This is a genomic window from Clostridium sp. UBA871 (genome assembly GCF_002295255.1).
In the GTDB taxonomy this organism is placed as follows: domain Bacteria; phylum Bacillota; class Clostridia; order Clostridiales; family Clostridiaceae; genus Clostridium_J; species Clostridium_J sulfidigenes.
The window spans coordinates 571,202-589,851 of sequence record NZ_DBFV01000004.1 but is presented as its reverse complement, the minus strand read 5'-3'; the positions used below and the strand labels follow the sequence as shown (position 1 = coordinate 589,851).

Here is an 18,650-nt window from a genome sequence, read left to right as displayed (position 1 = left end):
TATAAATTTGTTTTAATATAAACCCTTTTTTATTTATTTATAGAATTATATTTGAAATAAATGGTAACAATTATAGTTGTGATAAAAGAAATCTATATTTTTAATATGTTTAAGGAGATAAACTGGTGATCAACAAAATAGATTTAGATTCAATAGCAATAAATACGAAGGCTATGTCTATGCTTTCCAAGGAAGTGTGTGAAGAGTATAGCATTTTACCTTATGACATAAAAAATAATGAGATTTATTTAGCTACCTTTACGGAGCATTCCAATGAAGAAATTAATAGATTAAGATTTATTTTAAAGAAAAAAATTGTATTTAACTTATGTACTATAGATCAATTTAAGATTTATTTAGATAAATATTATGAAGAAATTTATAGAAAGCAAATAGTTAAGGGACTTAAAGGTGAAGAATATCCTAAAAAGGAGCGTGATAAAGAAGTAAAAGGACCCATTATTTCTTTAGTGGATTCGATTTTTAGAGAAGGTATTGAAAAAGGTGCAAGTGATATACATATAGAGTCATGGAAGGATACAATTACTGTAAGATATAGAATAGATGGAGTTTTAAATATTTTTAGTACTTTACCTAAAAATCTTTATGAGGTTATAGCCACAAGAATAAAGGTTATGGCAAATATGGATATTACTAATAAATATACTCCAGAAGATGGAGAGATAAATCTTGAAGTAAAGGAAAATATTTATGATTTAAGAATATCTACAATGCCTACTGTTCATGGAGAAAAATTTGTAATAAGAATATTACAAAGAAATGCACCTTTGTTAGATATAAATAAGCTAGGTTTTACACCTAAAGATTATCGACTCTTAAAAAATATATTAAAGTTCAAACAAGGTTTAATCATAATTACAGGTCCTACAGGAAGTGGTAAAACTACTACTTTATATTCTATGATAAATGAGTTGAACGAAGAAACTAGGAATATAGTCACTGTAGAAAAGCCGGTGGAGTGTGAAGTTGAGGGAATTAATCAAGTTTCCATAGGAGATGGTAGTGCTACCTATGGAAATATATTAAAGGCAGTATTAAGACAGGATCCTGATGTAATAATGGTGGGTGAAATTATAGATAAGGAAACTGCTGAAGTAGCTATAAGAGCATCTTTAACAGGTCACTTAGTTTTAACTACCTTGCATACTAACGATGCTAGCAGTGCTATAAATAGACTAACTAACATGGGGATAGATGGAGATATAATTAAAAGTTCTCTCGTTCTTGTAATTGCTCAAAGGTTAACAAGATTAATATGTGAAAAGTGTAAGGTGAAATATAAATTATCCAAGGAAGAAAAGAAGCTTCTAGCCATGGATAGGATTGAAGAAGGCTATAGAGGAACTGGATGTATTAAATGTAATAGCACTGGATACAGAGGAAGAACTGTAGCCTATGAGATTATGATTATGGGAAAGAGATTAAAGGAGTCTATGGATAGTGGGGATAGTGATATATTAAGAAACATAGCGATTGAAGAGGGAATGGTTACTATGAATGAATATTTTAAGGAGTTAGTTGTAGAGGGAAGTACTTCTGTGGAAGAGTATTATGGAAATATGCAGGTTTATAACATTGAAAAAGCCTTAGGAGTGGATTATGGAGTATAAGTATAAGGGGATAAATGTAAAGGGAAAAATTGTATCAGGAAAAGTTATAGTAGAAGATCATTGTAGTTTAATGGAAAGATTAGAAGAGGAAGAAATATATTGTATTAATTATAAAGAGTTGCATAAAGAAAATACATATTTGTTTAAAAGAAGGATTTCAGAAAAGAATTTATCTACTTTTTGCAGAAATTTAAAGAATAATTTAAAGGCGGGAATTCCTTTAGTTAATGCTTTGAAACTATTAGAAGAGCATTTAGGGGATAAAAGGTTATGTGAAATTCTAAATAAAGTTATAAATAATATAAAAAGTGGTTTATCTTTTTCAGAAAGCTTAGAGAAGTTTAAAAGTGTATTCCCAGAATTTTTTATAACATTAATTCATTTTGGAGAAGAAAGTGGTAGATTGCAGCAGATTCTAACTTTCATGGAAAAGTACTATATGAAGGAATATAAAAGGCGAAAGAAAATTATTAGCGTAAGTACTTATCCTATAGGATTATTTATATTTGTATTAATTATGGGCATGATTGCTATTTACAAGTTAGTACCTACATTTTTTAATTCTATGGATATAGAAAATATGAAACTTCCTTATATAACTAGATTTTATTTAGGATTATCTAGAGTTATAAATAGTCTAGGTATACTTGTAGTACCAATAGGCATAGGGATTTTTATAGGCATAAGCTTTATACATATCTATCTAAAGGGGAAAGGGATAACCTATAATTTAAAATATAAAAATCCACTAACGAGAAATTTAGAGAAAAATAGATTTTGTTGTAAATTTACTATGGCCCTTTCAATGATGATAGGTAGTGGTATTGATATAAAATCTTCTTTAATCTTACTGAGAAATTGTGAAAATGCCATTTACATTAAGGAGCGGTTAAATAGATGTATAGAAGGATTAGAAAGAGGTGATAGCCTTTATGAGGGCCTTAAGAGGTGCAATATTTTTTCAAATTATTTTCTATCAACAATATATATAGGAGAAATTAATGGAAGTGTTGAAGAGGTGTTGCAATGTTGTAATGAAGTTTTCGAAGAAGAACTTGAAGGGAAATTAGATAGGATCACATCCCTAATAGAGCCACTACTAATAGTCTTTGTAGGTCTATTTATAGGATCTATCATTATTGCAATTATGATTCCATTGTTTAATATGTACAATACAAAGTTTTAAAAGGTATTAAGGTAGAAAACTATGAAGAAAAATGGATTTACACTAATAGAATTAATAGTGGTATTAGGTATATTGTCTATATGTTCATTTATAATATATCCTCATTTAAACTCCTATGATGAAAAGAAGTTAGCCATGGAAATGGAACATGGGGTTAATGGCACAATTGAATTTATAAATAGCTGTAAGATGTATGCAAGAAATAATTATGATAATAGGAAACTCTTTAGATTAGTTATCCAAAGTAGAGAATTAAACCTATATCATGGAACTGTAAAAGTACACAGTTATCTATTACCAGATTCACTAAGGATACATATATCTAATGATGCTAGTATAACTATACCATTAGATATTGACGGAAATACATCTTTGGGAAGGTCTATAAATATATATGATCCAGATGGACGTAGAGAAGTTATAACCATAAAGGTAGGAACAGATTATGTTAGTAAGCAAAAATAAAGGAATTACACTGTTAGAAACTATAATAAGCATGTTAGTTATATCTACTATTCTCATAGGAGCACTTACTTTTTATGGTGTAATGAGAAGGTGTGAAGAAGAAGAGCAAAAGAAAATGAAGGCCACTTTTCAGATAGATGCAGTTAAAAAGCTTATTTTATGCAATATGGATTATGGTGATATTAAAAAAGAGATAGTTGAAAAAACTAGATTTATAAATACTAGTGATTTATCAGAGGAAGCTCTAGGTAGTATAAATATAAAATATATTATAAAGGATGAAGTAAAGCAATACCCAATTATAATGTTAATGGGAACTGAAGAAACTGGTAAAGAAATTATAAAAATAGAGGTTTTATATAAGTTTCAAGATGGAAAGGAAATAAATTATGTATTTTACAAGGGTAATTATGAGAAAAGCTAAAGGGGTTACCATATTAGAATTAATAGCGGCCTTAAGTATTTCCTCCTTAATAATTACAGTTATTATTAGCAGTTATAGTATTTGGATGAAAAGCTATAAGGAAAACGTATATTATTCTAGTGAAATTACAGGGATTTATGAAGCACTTATGTATATAGAAAATTATGTTAATTATAGAGGTGAAGGATGTTTTTTAAAAGATGGGGATATAATTATACCTACATCTGTAGGAGAAAGTTATGTTTCTTTAGAGGGGAATGAACTTAGGTTTTTTTTCAAGAATAAACATGGAGTAGGCCACACCAATCAGCCTCTTTTATATGATGTGAGAGAATTTAAAGTTAGGCAAAATGGTGAGGTTCTATTCATTAAAATAGTTACGAATAAAGGAATTAGTGGAGAGAGAGCAATTGGTAAAATATAAAACAGGGTTAAGCAAGTATAGAAAAATTCATAGGGGATGGATATTAACTTATGTGGTAATTGTAGGAATGATTATTTCCCTAACTATATGTTATTCTATGAAGTCCTTTATTAATAGAAATTCTTATATTAAAAATTATGTGGAATATAACTTGAAAGAAAATAAGGACCATAGCTATAAGGAGCACTTAATAGCTAATTTTAATAGTTATGTACTAGAAAATATAGAAACTATAAATGCAGAGACTTCAGAGAAATACTTTGAAAGGAAGGCTGGTGAAAAACTAATAACCTATGATTTAAGTAATAAGTATTTTCAAATCAATGGATTAAATAGAGTTTATAGGTTCGCTATGGAGATTAGTGGTAGTGAAGTTAAATATATTTTTAAGGGGAATTTAGTACAGTAGAAGGGAGAGTTATGAAGAAAAGGTGTACGATTGAAATAAGTGAAGAAGAAATAAAGTTTGTAAAAGAAAAGATTAAAGATTTAAAAAAGGATAAGAATTTTTACTGCACATATTGCTGTAAGAAAAATTATAAAGACATTGATGTAGCAGTTGAGGAAAATTTAAGAAAGCTTAATTTGGACATAATTTTAGAGGGAGAAGAGATATTTGTACATAATATTTTTGTGCCTAAAGTAAATAAAAATAAACTAGATTTAATTGTTAAAAATCAAGTAATAAAAATTTTTTATGATATAGAAAATATAATATTTAACTATGAAATTATTAGGAATAAAAGAGGAAAATTAGAGGTAGCCATATACTGCATAAATGTAAAGGATTCACTTTTAATGAATCGAGAATTGTTTTTAGGAGCAAATATAAACTCTATAATACCTATACAACAGTTATATACAAATAAATACAACAAAAAGATTAAAAATGGAGAATTCACTTTAATAATATATAGAAATAAATATGTTTATATCATTGAAGTAGAAAATGGGACTATAAGAGCAAATAGAGTTATAAATGGAAGTAAAGAAAATGTAAATATAGAAATCTTAGCATTTTTGAGAGAGATTAATGGAGAAGAACATAATAATAATAAGGGAATTTACATCATTACAAATGAAAAAAAGGAAAAGGTTAAGGTCGCTAATTTATATGAGATGAAAAGGAGTTTTCCTGTAAATTCTTAATTTATGAAAGGGAGGGAGACAATGAAAGAAGGATATTATCCTCAATGGTATATAGAGAGTTTAAGGTACATCTATAAGAAAAATATAGTAAGGACTTTGATATATTTCTCTATATTATTTATAATTATTTCCATGGGAATATTAGGGAATCATTATAAGAGATTAAATATTGTAGGTAAAGTGCAGTATAACAAAAACATAGAATTAAATAATGACAGAAAAAGTATTACAACCTTTGCATATAACTATATTTATGAAATAATTTCAAAGGAAGAGCTTGAGATAAATTCTATGAATATAGATGACAATAATATAGGATTTAATATAAAGATTAAAGATAAGGAAGATTATTCAATGTGTATTAAAACTTTAGAAGAAAAGTTTTCAATAGTTGAAGTTTCATCTATTCTTCAAGAGAAGGAAGAGCTATATTTTACAGCTAGGGTAAAGATTAATGGATACTAGAAAATATAAATTAATTAATATTACTATAGTTATAGCAACTATAATACTCTTAATAGCCTATGGTAAAACACAAATAAATTTAAATAATGCTAAAAATCATAGAAATTTAGTTGTAAGTAACCTTGTAGAAGAAAATAAAAAGGAAGAGTTTAAACTTGGAGAATTTTTAAATAGATTAAGAAGTTATAATGATATTTCTTTAAATAACATTGTTGTTTATGACTCTTGGGGTGAAGTAACTATCAAGTGTAAGGGGGATTTTACTACTTTTAAAAATTTACTTAGTGATTTAGGTAAGATGGATGAAATAAAAGAAATTAACTCTTTGGTGGTGGAAGAAGATATTTGCACCTTTATTCTTGTATTCAAAAAAATCTAAAAAATTTGGTATTTTTATGTTGACTATTTATTTATTGTTATGTATAATTAGTGCCAAGGTAAAAGTAAATATTGTCTTATCACGAGCGGTGGAGGGACTGGCCCTTTGAAACCCAGCAACCTGTGTATATATATTGAATCATATATCTTTATATGTGCGTCATGGTGCTAAATCCTGCAGCTTTTTTGAGCTGGAAGATAAGAGAATGAATTGGCATGCATGAAGTTTTATGCACTAGAGATTTATTCTCTAGTGCTTTTCTTTTTACCCCAAATAATTAAATCTAGATTTAAAGTAAATAGGATATCTACAGTAAAGGGCGGTGCTAGATAATGATAGAGGTATCACATATCAATAAGAGCTTTGAGAGTTTAAAAGTTCTAAAGAATGTATCATTTACCATAGAAGAGGGACAAGTATATGGAATCATAGGTCACAGTGGAGCTGGAAAATCTACCATGTTAAGATGTATAAATGGATTAGAAGGTTATGATGAAGGCAGTTTGAAAGTTATGGGAAAAGAAGTTTCCTCTATGACAGAAAGAGATATTAGAGAGTTTAGAAAAAATGTTGGAATGATATTTCAAAATTTTAACTTACTTAAAAGGTCTAATGTATATAATAATGTGGCATTACCATTACAACTATGGGGATATGATAAAGAGTATATAGAAAAAAAGGTAGAAGAATTGTTGAAAATTGTTGGATTATTCCACAAGATAAAGTCTATGCCTAAAGAGTTAAGTGGCGGAGAAAAGCAAAGAGTAGCAATTGCAAGAGCTTTAGCTTTAGAACCTAAAATATTACTTTGTGATGAAGCAACCTCAGCACTGGATCCTAAAACTACAAAGGACATATTAGAGCTGTTATCTAAAATTAATAAAGAAATGGGGATTACCATAGTAATGGTTACTCATCAGATGGAAGTAGTAAAGTCTATATGCCAGCGAATAGTGCTTGTAGAAGGAGGAGAAGTTAAAGCTGAAGGAAATGTAGATGAACTGTTCTTAAGACCAGGATATTCTCTAAGAAAATTCTTAGGAGAAGAAGAAGAAATTTTATTTCAAGATGGAGTCAATATTAAGATATATTTTCCGGCAAATAAAAGTGAAAATTCATTTATAACCAACATGGCTAGAGATTTGAATGTAAATTTTTCTATTGTGTGGGGCAAGTTAGAAAGATTTAGGGAAAATATATTAGGATCATTAGTCATAAGAGTTGATGAACAGTGGAAGGAAGTTGTTACTAGTTACTTAGAAAAGAATAAATTCCAATGGGAGGTGTTATAGTTATGACAGCAGAAGCAATTATAGGGATCCTTAGTAGTGCACTAATAGAAACTTTAATAATGGTAGTGATATCTACGATCTTTGCAGTAATTATTGGTATGGTTTTAGCCATAGCTTTAATACTAACAACCAAAGAAGGTCCAATGGAAAATAAATATATATATAAAATATTAGATGGGGTTATAAATACTTTAAGAAGTTTACCTTTCGTAATATTGATGGTGGTAGTAGTTCCTGTTACTAGAGTTATTGTAGGTAAATCCATAGGAACTACAGCGGCCATAGTACCTTTGACTATAGCTGCAGCTCCTTTTGTTGCAAGAATTATTGAAACTTCTTTAAAGGAAGTAGATAAAGGAGTTATAGAAGCAGCTCAATCCTTAGGAGCTACTAAGACTCAAATAATATTTAAAATAATGATAAAAGAAGCCTTACCATCTATTGCGTCAGGTCTTACTTTAACTATTATAAGCATTATAGGCTATTCTGCCATGGCTGGATCTATTGGTGGAGGAGGTCTTGGAGCAGCAGCTATAACCTATGGATATAATAGATTTAATACTCCAATTATGATATTTACAGTGGTAGTTTTAATTATATTTGTTCAACTTATTCAAAGCTTAGGAAACTACATATATAAGAAACTAAGCTAGTATTCAAAATTTAAGTTTAGAAATTTATAATCAAGGAGGAATATATACATGAAAAAATCAGTAAAGAAATTATTAAGTTTAACGTTAACATTAGCTTTAGGGGTGACTTTAGTAGGCTGTGGTTCTAAGGGGAAAGCAGGCTCAGGGGCTAAGGGTGAAGATAAGGTTATAGCTATAGGAGTATCTCCAGAGCCGCATAAAGCTATAGTGGAAAATGCTATAAAGCCACTATTGGAGAATCAAGGATATAAAGTAGAAGTAGTAGAGTTTTCAGATTATGTACTACCTAATACTGCCCTTGAAGAAGGTGAAATAGATGCAAACTATTTTCAGCATGTACCTTTTTTAGAAGCTACAGTTAAGGAAAAATCTTATGAACTTTCTTATACAACAAAGGTACACCTAGAACCAATGGGAGTATATTCAGAAAAATTAGATGGTATGGGGGCTATTAAAGATGGTGCGGAAATAGCAATTCCTAATGATCCATCTAATGGAGCAAGAGCTTTAAAACTTTTAGCTAAAAATGGAGTAATTGAAATTTCAGAGGGGGATCTAGTAACTGCAAAAGATATTACTTCAAATCCGAAAAATGTTAAGATTACAGAGCTAGATGCAGAACAGTTACCAAGGGTTCTAAAAGATGTAGAATTAGCAGTAATAAATACTAACTATGCTTTAGAGGGGGGACTTAACCCTTTGAAAGATGCTTTAGCAATTGAAGGTACAGATAGTCCATATGCTAATATCATTGCTGTTAGAACTGAAGATAAAGAAAAGGATAAAATAAAAGCTTTAACAAAAGCAGCCACTTCTGAAGAAGTAAAAAAATACATCGAAGATAATTATAAAGGAGCTATTGTTCCAGGGTTTTAAATCTATCAAAATGTATATAATAGATATGAATATATGGATATAATATGTATTTTTAATAATATATTTAAACTTTTATTGCAAGTTTCTTAATATGAAGGTATAATTTGTTTGCAAAGAATACATAGTTTTGATAAAATATCATTGTTAATGTAAATGTAAGTAATTATAATTATTAAATTAGGTAATTAATTTATTACTAAAATTTAGTATGCATATTAATAACTACATAAGGTATTAAAGTGCTTTAAATAGGTTATAATAATTTTATTAACAAAGGCTATTATATATTGGGAGGTTACATTATGATATCAGCTGGAGATTTAAGAAAAGGAACAACTTTTGAAGATGGTGGACAAGTTTACACTGTTGTAGAATTTTTACATGTTAAACCAGGTAAGGGTGCTGCCTTCGTTAGAACTAAATTAAAAAATGCTATAACTGGAGCGGTTACAGAAACAACTTTCAACCCAACTGCTAAATTCCAAGAAGCAGTAATAGAGAGAAAAGAAATGCAGTATCTTTATTCTGATGGAGAGTTATACTACTTCATGGATCAAGAAACTTTCGAGCAAATTCCTTTAAACTACGATAAAGTAGAAGAAGCTATAAAGTTCTTAAAAGAAAACATGTTTGCAATAATTAAATTCTACAAGGGTGAAGCTTTCTCAGTAGAAGCTCCAAACTTCGTTGAACTATTAATTACAAACACTGAACCAGCAGTTAAAGGAAATACTGCAACTAACGTGTTAAAACCAGCTACAGTAGAAACAGGGGCAATAGTTCCAGTTCCTCTATTTGTAAATGAAGGAGACACAATTAGAGTTGATACTAGATCAGGAGAATATATGGAAAGAGTTTAGTCCATATTGAGCTAGCTTTCATAATTGAAGGCTAGTTTTTATTTGCTCTATGAATACATATTTAATAGGTTGCAGAGATATATGAAAACATACTGTTTTTAATAAGTGCTTCCTATAATGAAATATTATATTTCGTTATAGGAAGCACTTATTTTTTTGCAAAAAATAAAAAAATAAAAATATTATAGTAATAATTATCTATGAAAGGTAATAACAATTAAGTAAGAAAGGGTGAGTTGCATGATTACTAAAGATGTTTTGGATATACTATCTCCTTCTATTAGAACTGAAGTTATAAACTATGACCATGGTGGAAAACTACAAGAAATTAGATTGAAAGTTAACAAACCGCTTATATTTATAAGCAATAATAAGGAGATAAGAACAAGTTATAATACAAAACTAGAGGACATAAAGATAATTATTCAAAAGATAAGTAGCTACTCCATATACGCCTTTGAGGAAGAAATCAAACAAGGATATATAACTATTCAAGGTGGTCACAGAGTTGGAATTTGTGGTACCTGTGTTTTAGAAGAAAACTCTCTTAAGACTATAAAACACATATCTTCAATTAATATACGTATTGCTAGAGAGGTAAAGGGATGTAGTGATGGAATCTTACCTTTTATTATTAAAGATAATTCTATATTAAATACTATAATAATATCTCCACCTAAATGTGGGAAAACAACTATATTAAGAGATTTATCAAGAGAGATATCTAATGGATTATCAAGATATGGGTTAAGTGGCAAAAATGTAGCTATTATTGATGAAAGAAGTGAAATTGGAGCATGTTATAGAGGGGTTCCTCAAATGGATGTAGGCATTAGGACAGATATATTGGATAACTGCCCGAAAAGTCAAGGAATAATCATGGCCATTAGAAGTATGGCTCCTCATCTTATAGTATGTGACGAAATAGGTACCTATAAAGATATGGAGAGTATTGTGGCAGCATTAAATTCAGGTGTAAATGTAATAACGACTATCCACGGATTTAGTGAAAAGGATCTCTATAATAGACCAGTATTCAAAGAAATTTTAGAAAATAAAGTTTTTCAAAGAGCTGTAATTTTAAGTAATAAGTGTGGCATTGCAACCATAGAATATATATATGATTTTACAAAAGGTGAGAAAGTAAGGGGGTGGTAATAAATGATAAAAGTAATAGGGTTTATTCTTATAGTAGTTTCATCTACTATTTTAGGATTTTCTTATGGAGAAAAATTTAAAAAAAGAGTTAGGGAGTTAAAGGAATTTCAGCGAGGCGTATATGTATTAAAGAATGAAATAAATTTTACCCATGCATTACTTCCAGAGGCTCTTAATAAGGTATATGAAAAATGTGAAGAACCCATAGCTGGAATTTTTAAGGAAGCGTCAGAATTAATTATTAGTAGCGAAGAATGTGATGTAAATAGTTGTTTTATTCATAGCCTAGATAAAAGAGTGGACAAATTATCCTTAACTAAAGATGATCTAGGCATATTTTTAGATTTTACTAAAAGCCTAGGTGAGATGGATATAGAAGGACATAATGATATGTTTGCACTAACTCTAGAAAATTTGGGAAAAGCAATTAAGAATGCCGAATATAACATTGATAAAAACGTGAAGATGTATAGGTACCTAGGGTTTTCCTTCGGTGCCATGATAGGAATTATTTTAATGTAAGGAGGCGTGTGGATTTTGTTAGATATAAGTATAATAGTGAAAATTGGTATAGTTGGAATTGTAATGATAGTTTTAGATAAGGTTTTAGATAGTGGAGGGAAAAAGGAATATGCAGTTATTAGTAATTTAGCAGGAATAGTAATAATACTAATATTGGTGATTAGTTTGGTTTCAAAGCTATTCAATGCAATACAAACTTTATTTTACTTTTAGGAGGAAACTATGGATATTATCAAAATAGTATCCTTTGCACTAATAACTCTTCTTATTGTGATAATGGTAAAAAGGGAAAGACCAGATATTGCACTTTTAATTAGCTTAATAGCAGGCATAATAGTATTTATGTTTTTAGTTAGCAAGCTAACTATAATAGTAAATTTCCTTCAAACCTTATCTAATAAAGCTAATATAGACATAGTGTACTTGGATACAGTATTTAAAATTTTAGGTATTGCATATTTATCATCCTTTTGTAGTGAAATTTGTAGGGATGCTGGTGAGAGTAGTATTGCATCAAAGGTTGAATTTGCTGGTAAAATATTAATTCTTACTCTTGCAATACCAATACTAATGGCTGTAATGCAAACAATATTAAAGATAATGTAGGTGTAAATATGAAGAAAAGTATATTTGTTTTAATAGTTATGATCATATTTTTAATTCCTATAAAAGCTTATGGTAATGATGAAGTAAATATAGATGATGAGCAAATGAGCAAAATAAATGGACTATATGATTATATAAGTAATCTGGATACTGGAACTGAATTACTAAAGGATATGTCGCCTAAGGAATTTGTGCAAAGTTACATGAAAGATGGACAAGGCTCCTTAGAAAGAAAAGAAATATTAAAGATGGCTTTGGGATACTTATTTAAAGAAATAGTAGTATCTTTTAAAATAATAGGACAACTTATCATAATAGCTATAGTTTGTGCATTATTAAATAATCTTCAAAATGCCTTTAGCAATGAAAAGTTGTGTAATGTAGCATATTTTGCTTGCTTCTCTGTGATGATTATACTGATTGCTCGAGGATTTTATATAGGAGTGGAATTAACCCAACAGGTTATAAATAGTATAAGTGATTTTATGGTAGCGCTAATGCCGGTGCTTATAATGTTACTGGCAAGTGTAGGAAGTGTAAGTCAAGCTGTGGTAATGGACCCCATTATTATGGGTGTATGCACCTTAGGAACTAAGCTTTATTCTTCTATAATCATACCTATAATTTGTATGAGTTTTGTCCTAGACTTTGTAAATAACATATCTAATGAATATAACGTTAAGAATTTAACTAGTTTACTTAAAAAGTTTGCTCTATGGGTTCAAGGTATTTTTCTAACAATTTTCGTTGGGATTATAACAATTAGGGGAATTGTAGGAAATAGTTTTGATGTTGTGACCACAAAAACAGCTAAATTTGCCATGGACAGTTTTATACCTGTAGTAGGTAAAACTTTATCTGATGCCTTTGCAACAGTAGCCAGCTACACCTTACTTTTGAAAAACTCAGTTAGTCTATTAGGTGTAATAATTCTTATATCTATAATTTTACTTCCTATAATAAAGATTTTTGTTATGGGATTCATGTATAAACTAACTTCTGCATTATTACAACCAGTAAGTGATAATAAAGTAACTAATATTATAGATGCTGCAGGAGGATCTTTGATGCTACTTGGTTCTTGCATTATATGTGTTAGTGTAATGTTTTTTATAATGATTACTATAATAGCTGCTACAGGTAAGGGATTTATTCTAATGTAGATATTAGATTAATTTATGTTAAAAGTAGGTGATGGAATGATAGAAGCTTTAGGAAAGTGGATAATAACCATATGTGTGGCAATATTTTTTTCTACAGCAGTACAAATGATATTACCAGATAATTCATTAAAAAAGTATTGTAATTTTGTTCTTGGATTAATTGTTTTTGTAGTTATATTAAGTCCTATTTTAAAAATATTTAATGAAGAGCTACAAGTGAACAAAATAATTGAAGAATCTGCAGACTTAGTATTCAATGATAGAGGTGAGAGAAATTATGAAGAATATAGACAGGCTAACATAAATAGTACATTAGAAAGATTTAAAAACAATTTAGAAAAACAATGTGTAGCTGATTTAGAGAAAAATTTTAAGGGAGATCGGTATAGTGCCAAGGTAAATGCAGCTTATGACAATGAAAACAGCATTTTTCTTATTGAAAGAATTGAGATAGGAATTAATGATGGTTCAGTGGAAAGGGTAAAAAAGGTACAAATCGGTGATGAGTCAGTTCAAGTAGACAATCAAGATTCTTCAACAGATAAAAAATCAATGGAGGTTAGAAATTTTATTAGCTCTACTTACGATATAGATGAGGAAAATATATATGTATACAAACTTAATAATAATTAAACATAAATTTTATATAGAAGTTTGGGGGGATAAAAGTGTCAAATAATCTTAAAAAAATATTTGAAGATATTTTTAAGGGAAAAGGAGGTGAGAACAAACAGCAAGATAAAGATTCCAAAACTACTATAGGAGAAAGTGGTAAAAAGCCCAAGGTGATAAATTCTAATCTATTAACAAATTTAGCCATAGTATTTTTAGTTGGAGTTTTATTATTAATAGTAGGAAGTATGTTTACAAAGGACAATAGTCCAAAGGGAAGTGACAGTGGAACTGCTAATGTAGTGGCAATAGGTGGTGATGAAATACAAAAGAATACAGATACTACATCTTCAGCTGTAGATAAGGCTTATAAGGAGAAGATGCAACAAGAATTAATTAGTTTATTAGAGAAAATAGAAGGTGTAGGTAAAGTCCATTCTATGATTTACTTTGAAAGTGGACAAGAACAGGTACCAGTATTTAATGAAGAAACTTCAACTAGTGTTACTAGTGAAAAGGACAATGGTGGGGGACAAAGGGAGATAACACAAGAAAATGATGGGAGTACAGTAGTTATGGAAAACAAGGAAAATCAGCAACAACCCTTTATAACAAAAACTTATAATCCAACCATTACAGGTATTTGTGTAGTAGCTGAAGGAGCAGGGGATTCAGTGACAGAATTAAGGATACGCCAAGCAGTAATTAAATTATTTGGTCTTTCAGATAATAAAGTACAGGTATATCCTATGAAAAAGTAGCATATAAATGTGATATAAATAAAAAATTCGGGGGGAACTATAATGAATAAAAAACAAACTATAATTATTTCTTCACTAGTAGTATTAATTTTATTTGCAGGTTATTTAGCGACTCAAGTAAATGGACCACTTTATGTAAATGATACAAAGGGAAATGATGGAACTACAATTAGTGCATCAACTAATGCAAATTATTTTACAGAAGCAAGATTACAACGTGATAACAATGCCACTAAAACTCTTCAAACTTTAAAGGCTTTATTAGATGATGAAAATACTCCACAAGATCAAAAGGCAGAGGCTGCTGATGAATATAAGAATTTAGCACTTCAATCTGATAAAGAAGTTAAAATTGAATTAGCACTTAAAGCTCAAGGATTTGAAGAAGCTCTTTGTACTTTAGATAAGGAAAAGGCTACAGTGGTAGTTAAACATGAAGGAGAGCTTTCAGACCAACAAGTTAGACAAATTAAAGATGTAGTTATGAGTAAAGCTGATATAAAAGATATAGAAATAAAAGTAGCTGAATAACTAAACATATTTTGTTTTAAAAACAGTAGAGTAAAAATCTGCTGTTTTTAATATGTTTATAGGGTAATATTTATAAAAGTGGGTAATATAAAAATAATGAGTATTTCTATTATAAAATTTGTAAAAGAAATTGTTATCTGATATAATATGAATATTATTAATCACACTGGTAAGGGGGTAGTGAATTATGGAAGAAAATATATTAAATGAAGTTCCTACAGAGGAAGAAGTTGGTATAGTAAGAATATCTGACGAAGTTATTGGTGTAATAGCTAGTCTTGCAGCATCAGAAATAGAAGGTGTTGCAGGTATGAGTGCTGGATTAGTAGAAGATATAAGTAAAAAGCTCACTGGTAAAAAGAATATATCAAAGGGCGTTAAAGTAACTATGGATAACGATTCTGCAGTAATAGATTTACATATGTCCGTGGAGTATGGTATAAAGATACCGGATATGTGTTTAAAGGTGCAGAAAAATGTTAAGAACACTGTTGAAACTATGACAGGTTTAAATGTATCATTAGTTAATATTAACGTGCAGAATATTATATTTCCTAAGATGAACAAAGAAGAGGAAATAGAGTAATTTTAAACACCCTCTAGTGAAGAGGGTGTTTCCATGTGTAAAATTAACTTATCCATGTCATGATGTGGAGTTTAATTTCAATTTTAAAAACATAATATTAATAAGAAGATATAAGGAGCTTATACATAAGAAACTCCCATTTAAGTGGTTTTATATAGATAATTCATTTATAAAAGGTTACAAAAAACTTATTAGGATAAATAACAAACAAGAGATATTTTATGGAGGTATATATATGAATAGAAGAAAAAGTAGAGAGATAGCAACTAGGTTAATATTTGAAATGTCAATTAACAAGGAGAGTTATGTAGACATTATTGAAAATTTTCGCGAAAATACAGAGGAAAAAATAGAGGATATAGACTTTGAATATGTAATAAGAGTATTAAAGGGAGTATCTGAAAATGAAGCTCAAATTAATGAAACTATTACTAAGTATCTAGTAAAATGGAAATTAGAAAGATTACCAAAGATGAACTTAGCTATACTGAAAATGGCAACTTATGAAATCTTATTTGATGAAGATATTCCAAACAAAGTTACTATTAATGAAGCTATAGAACTTGCAAAGAGGTATGGAGATGATAATGCACCATCATTTATAAATGGGGTGTTAAATAATTTAATTAAAAAGTAGGTGTATTTATGGGAACAAAATTAAGTGGAAAAGACTTGGCAGTTCAACATAAAAGCGAAATTAAAGAATTAATTGCAAGCAGAGTAATAAAAGGGAAAAGACCTCCAAGGCTAGTATCAATAATTGTTGGTGAAGATGGAGGATCTATTTCATATACTCGAGGACAAAAAAAGGTAAGTGAGGAGCTTGGAATATTGTATGAAACAAAAATGTTTTCAGAAAATATTTCGGAAGATAAGCTTATTGATAAAATTAAAGAGTTAAATGAAGATAATTATGTTGATGGAATAATAATTCAATTACCTCTTCCAAAAGCATTAAATGAAGAAAGAGTTTTAGATGCTGTTGATGTAGAAAAGGATGTAGATGGACTTACAGATTTTAATCTAGGAAAGATGTATAAAGATAAAAAATCTTTCATGCCCTGTACAGCTAGGAGTGTTATTGAACTTATTAAATCTCAAGTAGATATAAAGGGAAAAGAAGCAGTAATAATTGGACGAAGCAACATAGTTGGAAAGCCAGCAGCTTTTTTACTTCTTAAAGAAAATGCTACTATTACTATATGTCATTCAAAAACTATAGATATAGAAAGTGTTTGTAAAAAAGCAGATATTTTAGTTTCTGCCATAGGAAAACCTGGCTTTGTAACTAAAGATTTTGTTAAAGAGGGAGCCATAGTTATAGATGTAGGAACTACTATGGTGGAAGGTAAGGTCAAAGGGGATGTAAACTTTGAAGAAGTATTAGAAGTGGCTAGTTTAGTAACTCCAGTACCTGGTGGGGTAGGCGCTATGACAACAACTATGCTTATGAAGAATACCTGTGAGGCATGGTTAAAAAATGTACAGTAAAATTTTAACAGTGACAGCAGTAAATAGCTATATAAAGAAAGTAATAGATAATGATTTTATACTTAAAAATTCTAATATCAAAGGAGAACTATCTAATGTAAAAATCCATAGCAGTGGTCATATATACTTTTCATTAAAGGATAGTTTTACAAAGCTTAAATGTGTAATGTTCAAGACAAGAGCCATGAATTTAACATTTATACCTAAGGATGGAATGAATGTAGTAGTGTCTGGGAATATATCTATCTATGAGAAAGAAGGAACCTACCAACTTTACTGTAACACTATGGAGGTAGAAGGGGAAGGAGAACTCTTTATTGCATTTAATTTATTAAAAGAAAAGTTAGAGAAAGAAGGACTTTTTGATAATAATTTAAAAAAGGCAATTCCATCCATGCCAAGAAGAATAGGAGTAATTACTTCACCTACTGGTGCAGCAGTAAGGGATATAATTAAAGTAGCAACTAGACGAAACCCAAACATTGATATTTTAATATATCCATCCTTAGTTCAAGGGATCAATGCCAGTAGAGATATAGCTGCTGGTATAAAAGCTCTTAATAATATTGAGGATGTAGATGTGATACTTTTAGCTAGAGGTGGTGGCTCAATCGAAGAGTTATGGGCCTTTAACGAGGAAGAGGTAGCGAGGGCTATTAAAGCCTCTAAAATTCCGATTATTACAGGAGTAGGACACGAAACAGATTTTACAATAGCTGACTTTACAGCTGATTTAAGGGCAGCCACTCCTTCCCATGCTGCTGAAATTGCAGTATACAGCTTAGAGGGTTTTAAGGAAAAATTAAATGGATTAAGAGAAGAAATAAAATATGCTATTATTAAGAATATTAATGATAAATTTAATATTCTTAATAATATGCTTAATAGATTATTGTTATATAGCCCTGAGAATTATGTGGTAAATCAATATGATAAGTTAGATAATCTAAAAAGTAAACTAGTGTTTACTATGGAGTTAAGGCTTCAAGAGGAAAGAAATAGATTAAAGGTTATAAGCCATAGATTAATTGGAAATAACCCATTAAACATATTAGAAAAGGGGTATAGCATTATAAAAAGTCCAGAGAATCAGCCTATAGAATCTTTAGAAAAATTGAAAAAGTATGGAGTTGTAAGGATTACCATGAAAGATGGTCATGGGCTATTTAAAATAGAACAGGTGGAGGAATAACATGGCTAAGAAAAAAGAAACTTATGAGAGTAAGGTCCTCAAGTTAGAGGAAATATTGCTTGAAATGGAAAATAGAGAAGTTACTTTAGATGAGGCTATTTGTAAATATGAAGAGGGAATGAAGCTTTATAGTGATTTATATAAGACTCTTCAAGAAGCAGAAGGAAAAATAAAGATATTGACAGATAAAGGTGAAGAAGATTTTCATCAGGAAGATTAATTGT

Annotated in this window: 26 protein-coding genes and 1 riboswitch; all 26 genes read left to right on the top strand. The window is 29.5% G+C overall.

What is annotated here, in order from left to right; translation table 11 throughout:
• Window positions 1-125: 125 nt before the first annotated feature.
• The 26 genes from B3086_RS08855 to xseB all read left to right on the top strand — a co-directional run bounded on the left by B3086_RS08855 (window position 126) and on the right by xseB (window position 18,646).
• The gene (locus B3086_RS08855) at window positions 126-1,631 is read left to right on the top strand and encodes a GspE/PulE family protein (protein WP_346877406.1); all 1,506 of its coding nucleotides are present in this window, start codon (window positions 126-128) and stop codon (window positions 1,629-1,631) included.
• Window positions 1,621-2,817, top strand: coding sequence for a type II secretion system F family protein (locus tag B3086_RS08850; RefSeq protein WP_346847937.1), 1,197 nt, complete (start codon window positions 1,621-1,623; stop codon window positions 2,815-2,817). Before B3086_RS08855 ends, B3086_RS08850 begins: the two co-directional genes overlap by 11 nt.
• Before the next feature lie 21 nt (window positions 2,818-2,838).
• The gene (locus B3086_RS08845) at window positions 2,839-3,282 is read left to right on the top strand and encodes a type II secretion system protein (RefSeq protein WP_346847938.1); all 444 of its coding nucleotides are present in this window, start codon (window positions 2,839-2,841) and stop codon (window positions 3,280-3,282) included.
• Window positions 3,263-3,706: a hypothetical protein gene (locus B3086_RS08840; RefSeq protein WP_346847939.1), complete on the top strand. Its 444-nt coding sequence runs from the start codon at window positions 3,263-3,265 to the stop codon at window positions 3,704-3,706. The genes B3086_RS08845 and B3086_RS08840 overlap by 20 nt, the downstream gene beginning before the upstream one ends.
• On the top strand, window positions 3,672-4,130 hold the full coding sequence (locus tag B3086_RS08835) for a hypothetical protein (RefSeq protein WP_346893215.1): 459 nt from the start codon (window positions 3,672-3,674) through the stop codon (window positions 4,128-4,130). Before B3086_RS08840 ends, B3086_RS08835 begins: the two co-directional genes overlap by 35 nt.
• Window positions 4,117-4,539, top strand: a complete 423-nt coding sequence (locus tag B3086_RS08830) for a hypothetical protein (protein WP_346893213.1) — start codon at window positions 4,117-4,119, stop codon at window positions 4,537-4,539. The genes B3086_RS08835 and B3086_RS08830 overlap by 14 nt, the downstream gene beginning before the upstream one ends.
• An 11-nt stretch (window positions 4,540-4,550) precedes the next feature.
• Window positions 4,551-5,279: a hypothetical protein gene (locus B3086_RS08825; protein ID WP_346847942.1), complete on the top strand. Its 729-nt coding sequence runs from the start codon at window positions 4,551-4,553 to the stop codon at window positions 5,277-5,279.
• Window positions 5,280-5,300: 21 nt separating this feature from the next.
• Window positions 5,301-5,744 carry a hypothetical protein gene (locus B3086_RS08820; RefSeq protein WP_346847943.1) on the top strand — a complete coding sequence of 148 codons (444 nt, stop codon included), beginning with the start codon at window positions 5,301-5,303 and terminating at the stop codon, window positions 5,742-5,744.
• On the top strand, window positions 5,734-6,123 hold the full coding sequence (locus B3086_RS08815) for a hypothetical protein (RefSeq protein ID WP_035129332.1): 390 nt from the start codon (window positions 5,734-5,736) through the stop codon (window positions 6,121-6,123). The genes B3086_RS08820 and B3086_RS08815 overlap by 11 nt, the downstream gene beginning before the upstream one ends.
• Window positions 6,124-6,196: 73 nt before the next feature.
• Window positions 6,197-6,327, top strand: a riboswitch (SAM riboswitch).
• Window positions 6,328-6,455: 128 nt separating this feature from the next.
• Window positions 6,456-7,415, top strand: a complete 960-nt coding sequence (locus B3086_RS08810; protein ID WP_346847944.1) for a methionine ABC transporter ATP-binding protein — start codon at window positions 6,456-6,458, stop codon at window positions 7,413-7,415.
• Window positions 7,416-7,417: 2 nt separating this feature from the next.
• A complete protein-coding gene (locus B3086_RS08805; protein ID WP_414632280.1) occupies window positions 7,418-8,068 on the top strand; it encodes a methionine ABC transporter permease in 651 nt (216 codons plus the stop codon).
• A 48-nt stretch (window positions 8,069-8,116) separates the two neighbouring features.
• Entirely contained in the window at window positions 8,117-8,944 is an 828-nt protein-coding gene (locus tag B3086_RS08800) for a MetQ/NlpA family ABC transporter substrate-binding protein (RefSeq protein WP_346847945.1), read from the top strand.
• A gap of 302 nt (window positions 8,945-9,246) precedes the next feature.
• The gene (efp, locus tag B3086_RS08795) at window positions 9,247-9,804 is read left to right on the top strand and encodes an elongation factor P (RefSeq protein ID WP_035129348.1); all 558 of its coding nucleotides are present in this window, start codon (window positions 9,247-9,249) and stop codon (window positions 9,802-9,804) included.
• Window positions 9,805-10,044: 240 nt separating this feature from the next.
• A complete protein-coding gene (spoIIIAA, locus tag B3086_RS08790) occupies window positions 10,045-10,962 on the top strand; it encodes a stage III sporulation protein AA (protein WP_346847946.1) in 918 nt (305 codons plus the stop codon).
• 3 nt (window positions 10,963-10,965) lie between these two features.
• A complete protein-coding gene (gene spoIIIAB / locus B3086_RS08785) occupies window positions 10,966-11,484 on the top strand; it encodes a stage III sporulation protein SpoIIIAB (protein ID WP_035129352.1) in 519 nt (172 codons plus the stop codon).
• A gap of 15 nt (window positions 11,485-11,499) precedes the next feature.
• Complete coding sequence (spoIIIAC, locus tag B3086_RS08780; protein WP_035129354.1) at window positions 11,500-11,697, top strand: stage III sporulation protein AC; 198 nt, start codon at window positions 11,500-11,502, stop codon at window positions 11,695-11,697.
• 9 nt (window positions 11,698-11,706) lie between these two features.
• Window positions 11,707-12,090, top strand: coding sequence for a stage III sporulation protein AD (spoIIIAD, locus tag B3086_RS08775; RefSeq protein WP_035129356.1), 384 nt, complete (start codon window positions 11,707-11,709; stop codon window positions 12,088-12,090).
• A gap of 8 nt (window positions 12,091-12,098) precedes the next feature.
• The gene (spoIIIAE, locus tag B3086_RS08770; protein WP_346893211.1) at window positions 12,099-13,253 is read left to right on the top strand and encodes a stage III sporulation protein AE; all 1,155 of its coding nucleotides are present in this window, start codon (window positions 12,099-12,101) and stop codon (window positions 13,251-13,253) included.
• Between the two features lie 15 nt (window positions 13,254-13,268).
• On the top strand, window positions 13,269-13,886 hold the full coding sequence (spoIIIAF, locus tag B3086_RS08765) for a stage III sporulation protein AF (RefSeq protein WP_346847947.1): 618 nt from the start codon (window positions 13,269-13,271) through the stop codon (window positions 13,884-13,886).
• Between the two features lie 35 nt (window positions 13,887-13,921).
• Complete coding sequence (spoIIIAG, locus tag B3086_RS08760; protein ID WP_346890901.1) at window positions 13,922-14,626, top strand: stage III sporulation protein AG; 705 nt, start codon at window positions 13,922-13,924, stop codon at window positions 14,624-14,626.
• Window positions 14,627-14,668: 42 nt separating this feature from the next.
• Window positions 14,669-15,157: a SpoIIIAH-like family protein gene (locus B3086_RS08755; protein ID WP_346847949.1), complete on the top strand. Its 489-nt coding sequence runs from the start codon at window positions 14,669-14,671 to the stop codon at window positions 15,155-15,157.
• A 187-nt stretch (window positions 15,158-15,344) separates the two neighbouring features.
• The gene (locus tag B3086_RS08750; RefSeq protein ID WP_035129363.1) at window positions 15,345-15,743 is read left to right on the top strand and encodes an Asp23/Gls24 family envelope stress response protein; all 399 of its coding nucleotides are present in this window, start codon (window positions 15,345-15,347) and stop codon (window positions 15,741-15,743) included.
• Between the two features lie 235 nt (window positions 15,744-15,978).
• The gene (nusB, locus tag B3086_RS08745) at window positions 15,979-16,380 is read left to right on the top strand and encodes a transcription antitermination factor NusB (RefSeq protein WP_346847950.1); all 402 of its coding nucleotides are present in this window, start codon (window positions 15,979-15,981) and stop codon (window positions 16,378-16,380) included.
• Window positions 16,381-16,388: 8 nt separating this feature from the next.
• Window positions 16,389-17,234 (top strand): bifunctional 5,10-methylenetetrahydrofolate dehydrogenase/5,10-methenyltetrahydrofolate cyclohydrolase, encoded by an 846-nt coding sequence (locus tag B3086_RS08740; RefSeq protein WP_346893209.1) that lies wholly within the window; start codon window positions 16,389-16,391, stop codon window positions 17,232-17,234.
• A complete protein-coding gene (gene xseA, locus B3086_RS08735; RefSeq protein ID WP_346893207.1) occupies window positions 17,224-18,426 on the top strand; it encodes an exodeoxyribonuclease VII large subunit in 1,203 nt (400 codons plus the stop codon). Before B3086_RS08740 ends, xseA begins: the two co-directional genes overlap by 11 nt.
• 1 nt (window position 18,427) lies before the next feature.
• Window positions 18,428-18,646, top strand: coding sequence for an exodeoxyribonuclease VII small subunit (gene xseB / locus B3086_RS08730; protein ID WP_035129370.1), 219 nt, complete (start codon window positions 18,428-18,430; stop codon window positions 18,644-18,646).
• Window positions 18,647-18,650 lie beyond the last annotated feature (4 nt).

What these genes read in the sequence shown, in the direction of transcription:
- B3086_RS08850 (WP_346847937.1), top strand. Translation starts at nt 1,621, where the DNA reads ATGGAGTATAAGTATAAGGGGATAAATGTAAAGGGAAAAATTGTATCA.
- B3086_RS08845 (WP_346847938.1), top strand. Translation starts at nt 2,839, where the DNA reads ATGAAGAAAAATGGATTTACACTAATAGAATTAATAGTGGTATTAGGT.
- B3086_RS08840 (WP_346847939.1), top strand. Translation starts at nt 3,263, where the DNA reads ATGTTAGTAAGCAAAAATAAAGGAATTACACTGTTAGAAACTATAATA.
- B3086_RS08835 (WP_346893215.1), top strand. Translation starts at nt 3,672, where the DNA reads ATGTATTTTACAAGGGTAATTATGAGAAAAGCTAAAGGGGTTACCATA.
- B3086_RS08825 (WP_346847942.1), top strand. Translation starts at nt 4,551, where the DNA reads ATGAAGAAAAGGTGTACGATTGAAATAAGTGAAGAAGAAATAAAGTTT.
- B3086_RS08820 (WP_346847943.1), top strand. Translation starts at nt 5,301, where the DNA reads ATGAAAGAAGGATATTATCCTCAATGGTATATAGAGAGTTTAAGGTAC.
- B3086_RS08815 (WP_035129332.1), top strand. Translation starts at nt 5,734, where the DNA reads ATGGATACTAGAAAATATAAATTAATTAATATTACTATAGTTATAGCA.
- B3086_RS08810 (WP_346847944.1), top strand. Translation starts at nt 6,456, where the DNA reads ATGATAGAGGTATCACATATCAATAAGAGCTTTGAGAGTTTAAAAGTT.
- B3086_RS08805 (WP_414632280.1), top strand. Translation starts at nt 7,418, where the DNA reads ATGACAGCAGAAGCAATTATAGGGATCCTTAGTAGTGCACTAATAGAA.
- B3086_RS08800 (WP_346847945.1), top strand. Translation starts at nt 8,117, where the DNA reads ATGAAAAAATCAGTAAAGAAATTATTAAGTTTAACGTTAACATTAGCT.
- efp (WP_035129348.1), top strand. Translation starts at nt 9,247, where the DNA reads ATGATATCAGCTGGAGATTTAAGAAAAGGAACAACTTTTGAAGATGGT.
- spoIIIAA (WP_346847946.1), top strand. Translation starts at nt 10,045, where the DNA reads ATGATTACTAAAGATGTTTTGGATATACTATCTCCTTCTATTAGAACT.
- spoIIIAB (WP_035129352.1), top strand. Translation starts at nt 10,966, where the DNA reads ATGATAAAAGTAATAGGGTTTATTCTTATAGTAGTTTCATCTACTATT.
- spoIIIAD (WP_035129356.1), top strand. Translation starts at nt 11,707, where the DNA reads ATGGATATTATCAAAATAGTATCCTTTGCACTAATAACTCTTCTTATT.
- spoIIIAE (WP_346893211.1), top strand. Translation starts at nt 12,099, where the DNA reads ATGAAGAAAAGTATATTTGTTTTAATAGTTATGATCATATTTTTAATT.
- spoIIIAF (WP_346847947.1), top strand. Translation starts at nt 13,269, where the DNA reads ATGTTAAAAGTAGGTGATGGAATGATAGAAGCTTTAGGAAAGTGGATA.
- B3086_RS08755 (WP_346847949.1), top strand. Translation starts at nt 14,669, where the DNA reads ATGAATAAAAAACAAACTATAATTATTTCTTCACTAGTAGTATTAATT.
- B3086_RS08750 (WP_035129363.1), top strand. Translation starts at nt 15,345, where the DNA reads ATGGAAGAAAATATATTAAATGAAGTTCCTACAGAGGAAGAAGTTGGT.
- nusB (WP_346847950.1), top strand. Translation starts at nt 15,979, where the DNA reads ATGAATAGAAGAAAAAGTAGAGAGATAGCAACTAGGTTAATATTTGAA.
- B3086_RS08740 (WP_346893209.1), top strand. Translation starts at nt 16,389, where the DNA reads ATGGGAACAAAATTAAGTGGAAAAGACTTGGCAGTTCAACATAAAAGC.
- xseA (WP_346893207.1), top strand. Translation starts at nt 17,224, where the DNA reads ATGTACAGTAAAATTTTAACAGTGACAGCAGTAAATAGCTATATAAAG.
- xseB (WP_035129370.1), top strand. Translation starts at nt 18,428, where the DNA reads ATGGCTAAGAAAAAAGAAACTTATGAGAGTAAGGTCCTCAAGTTAGAG.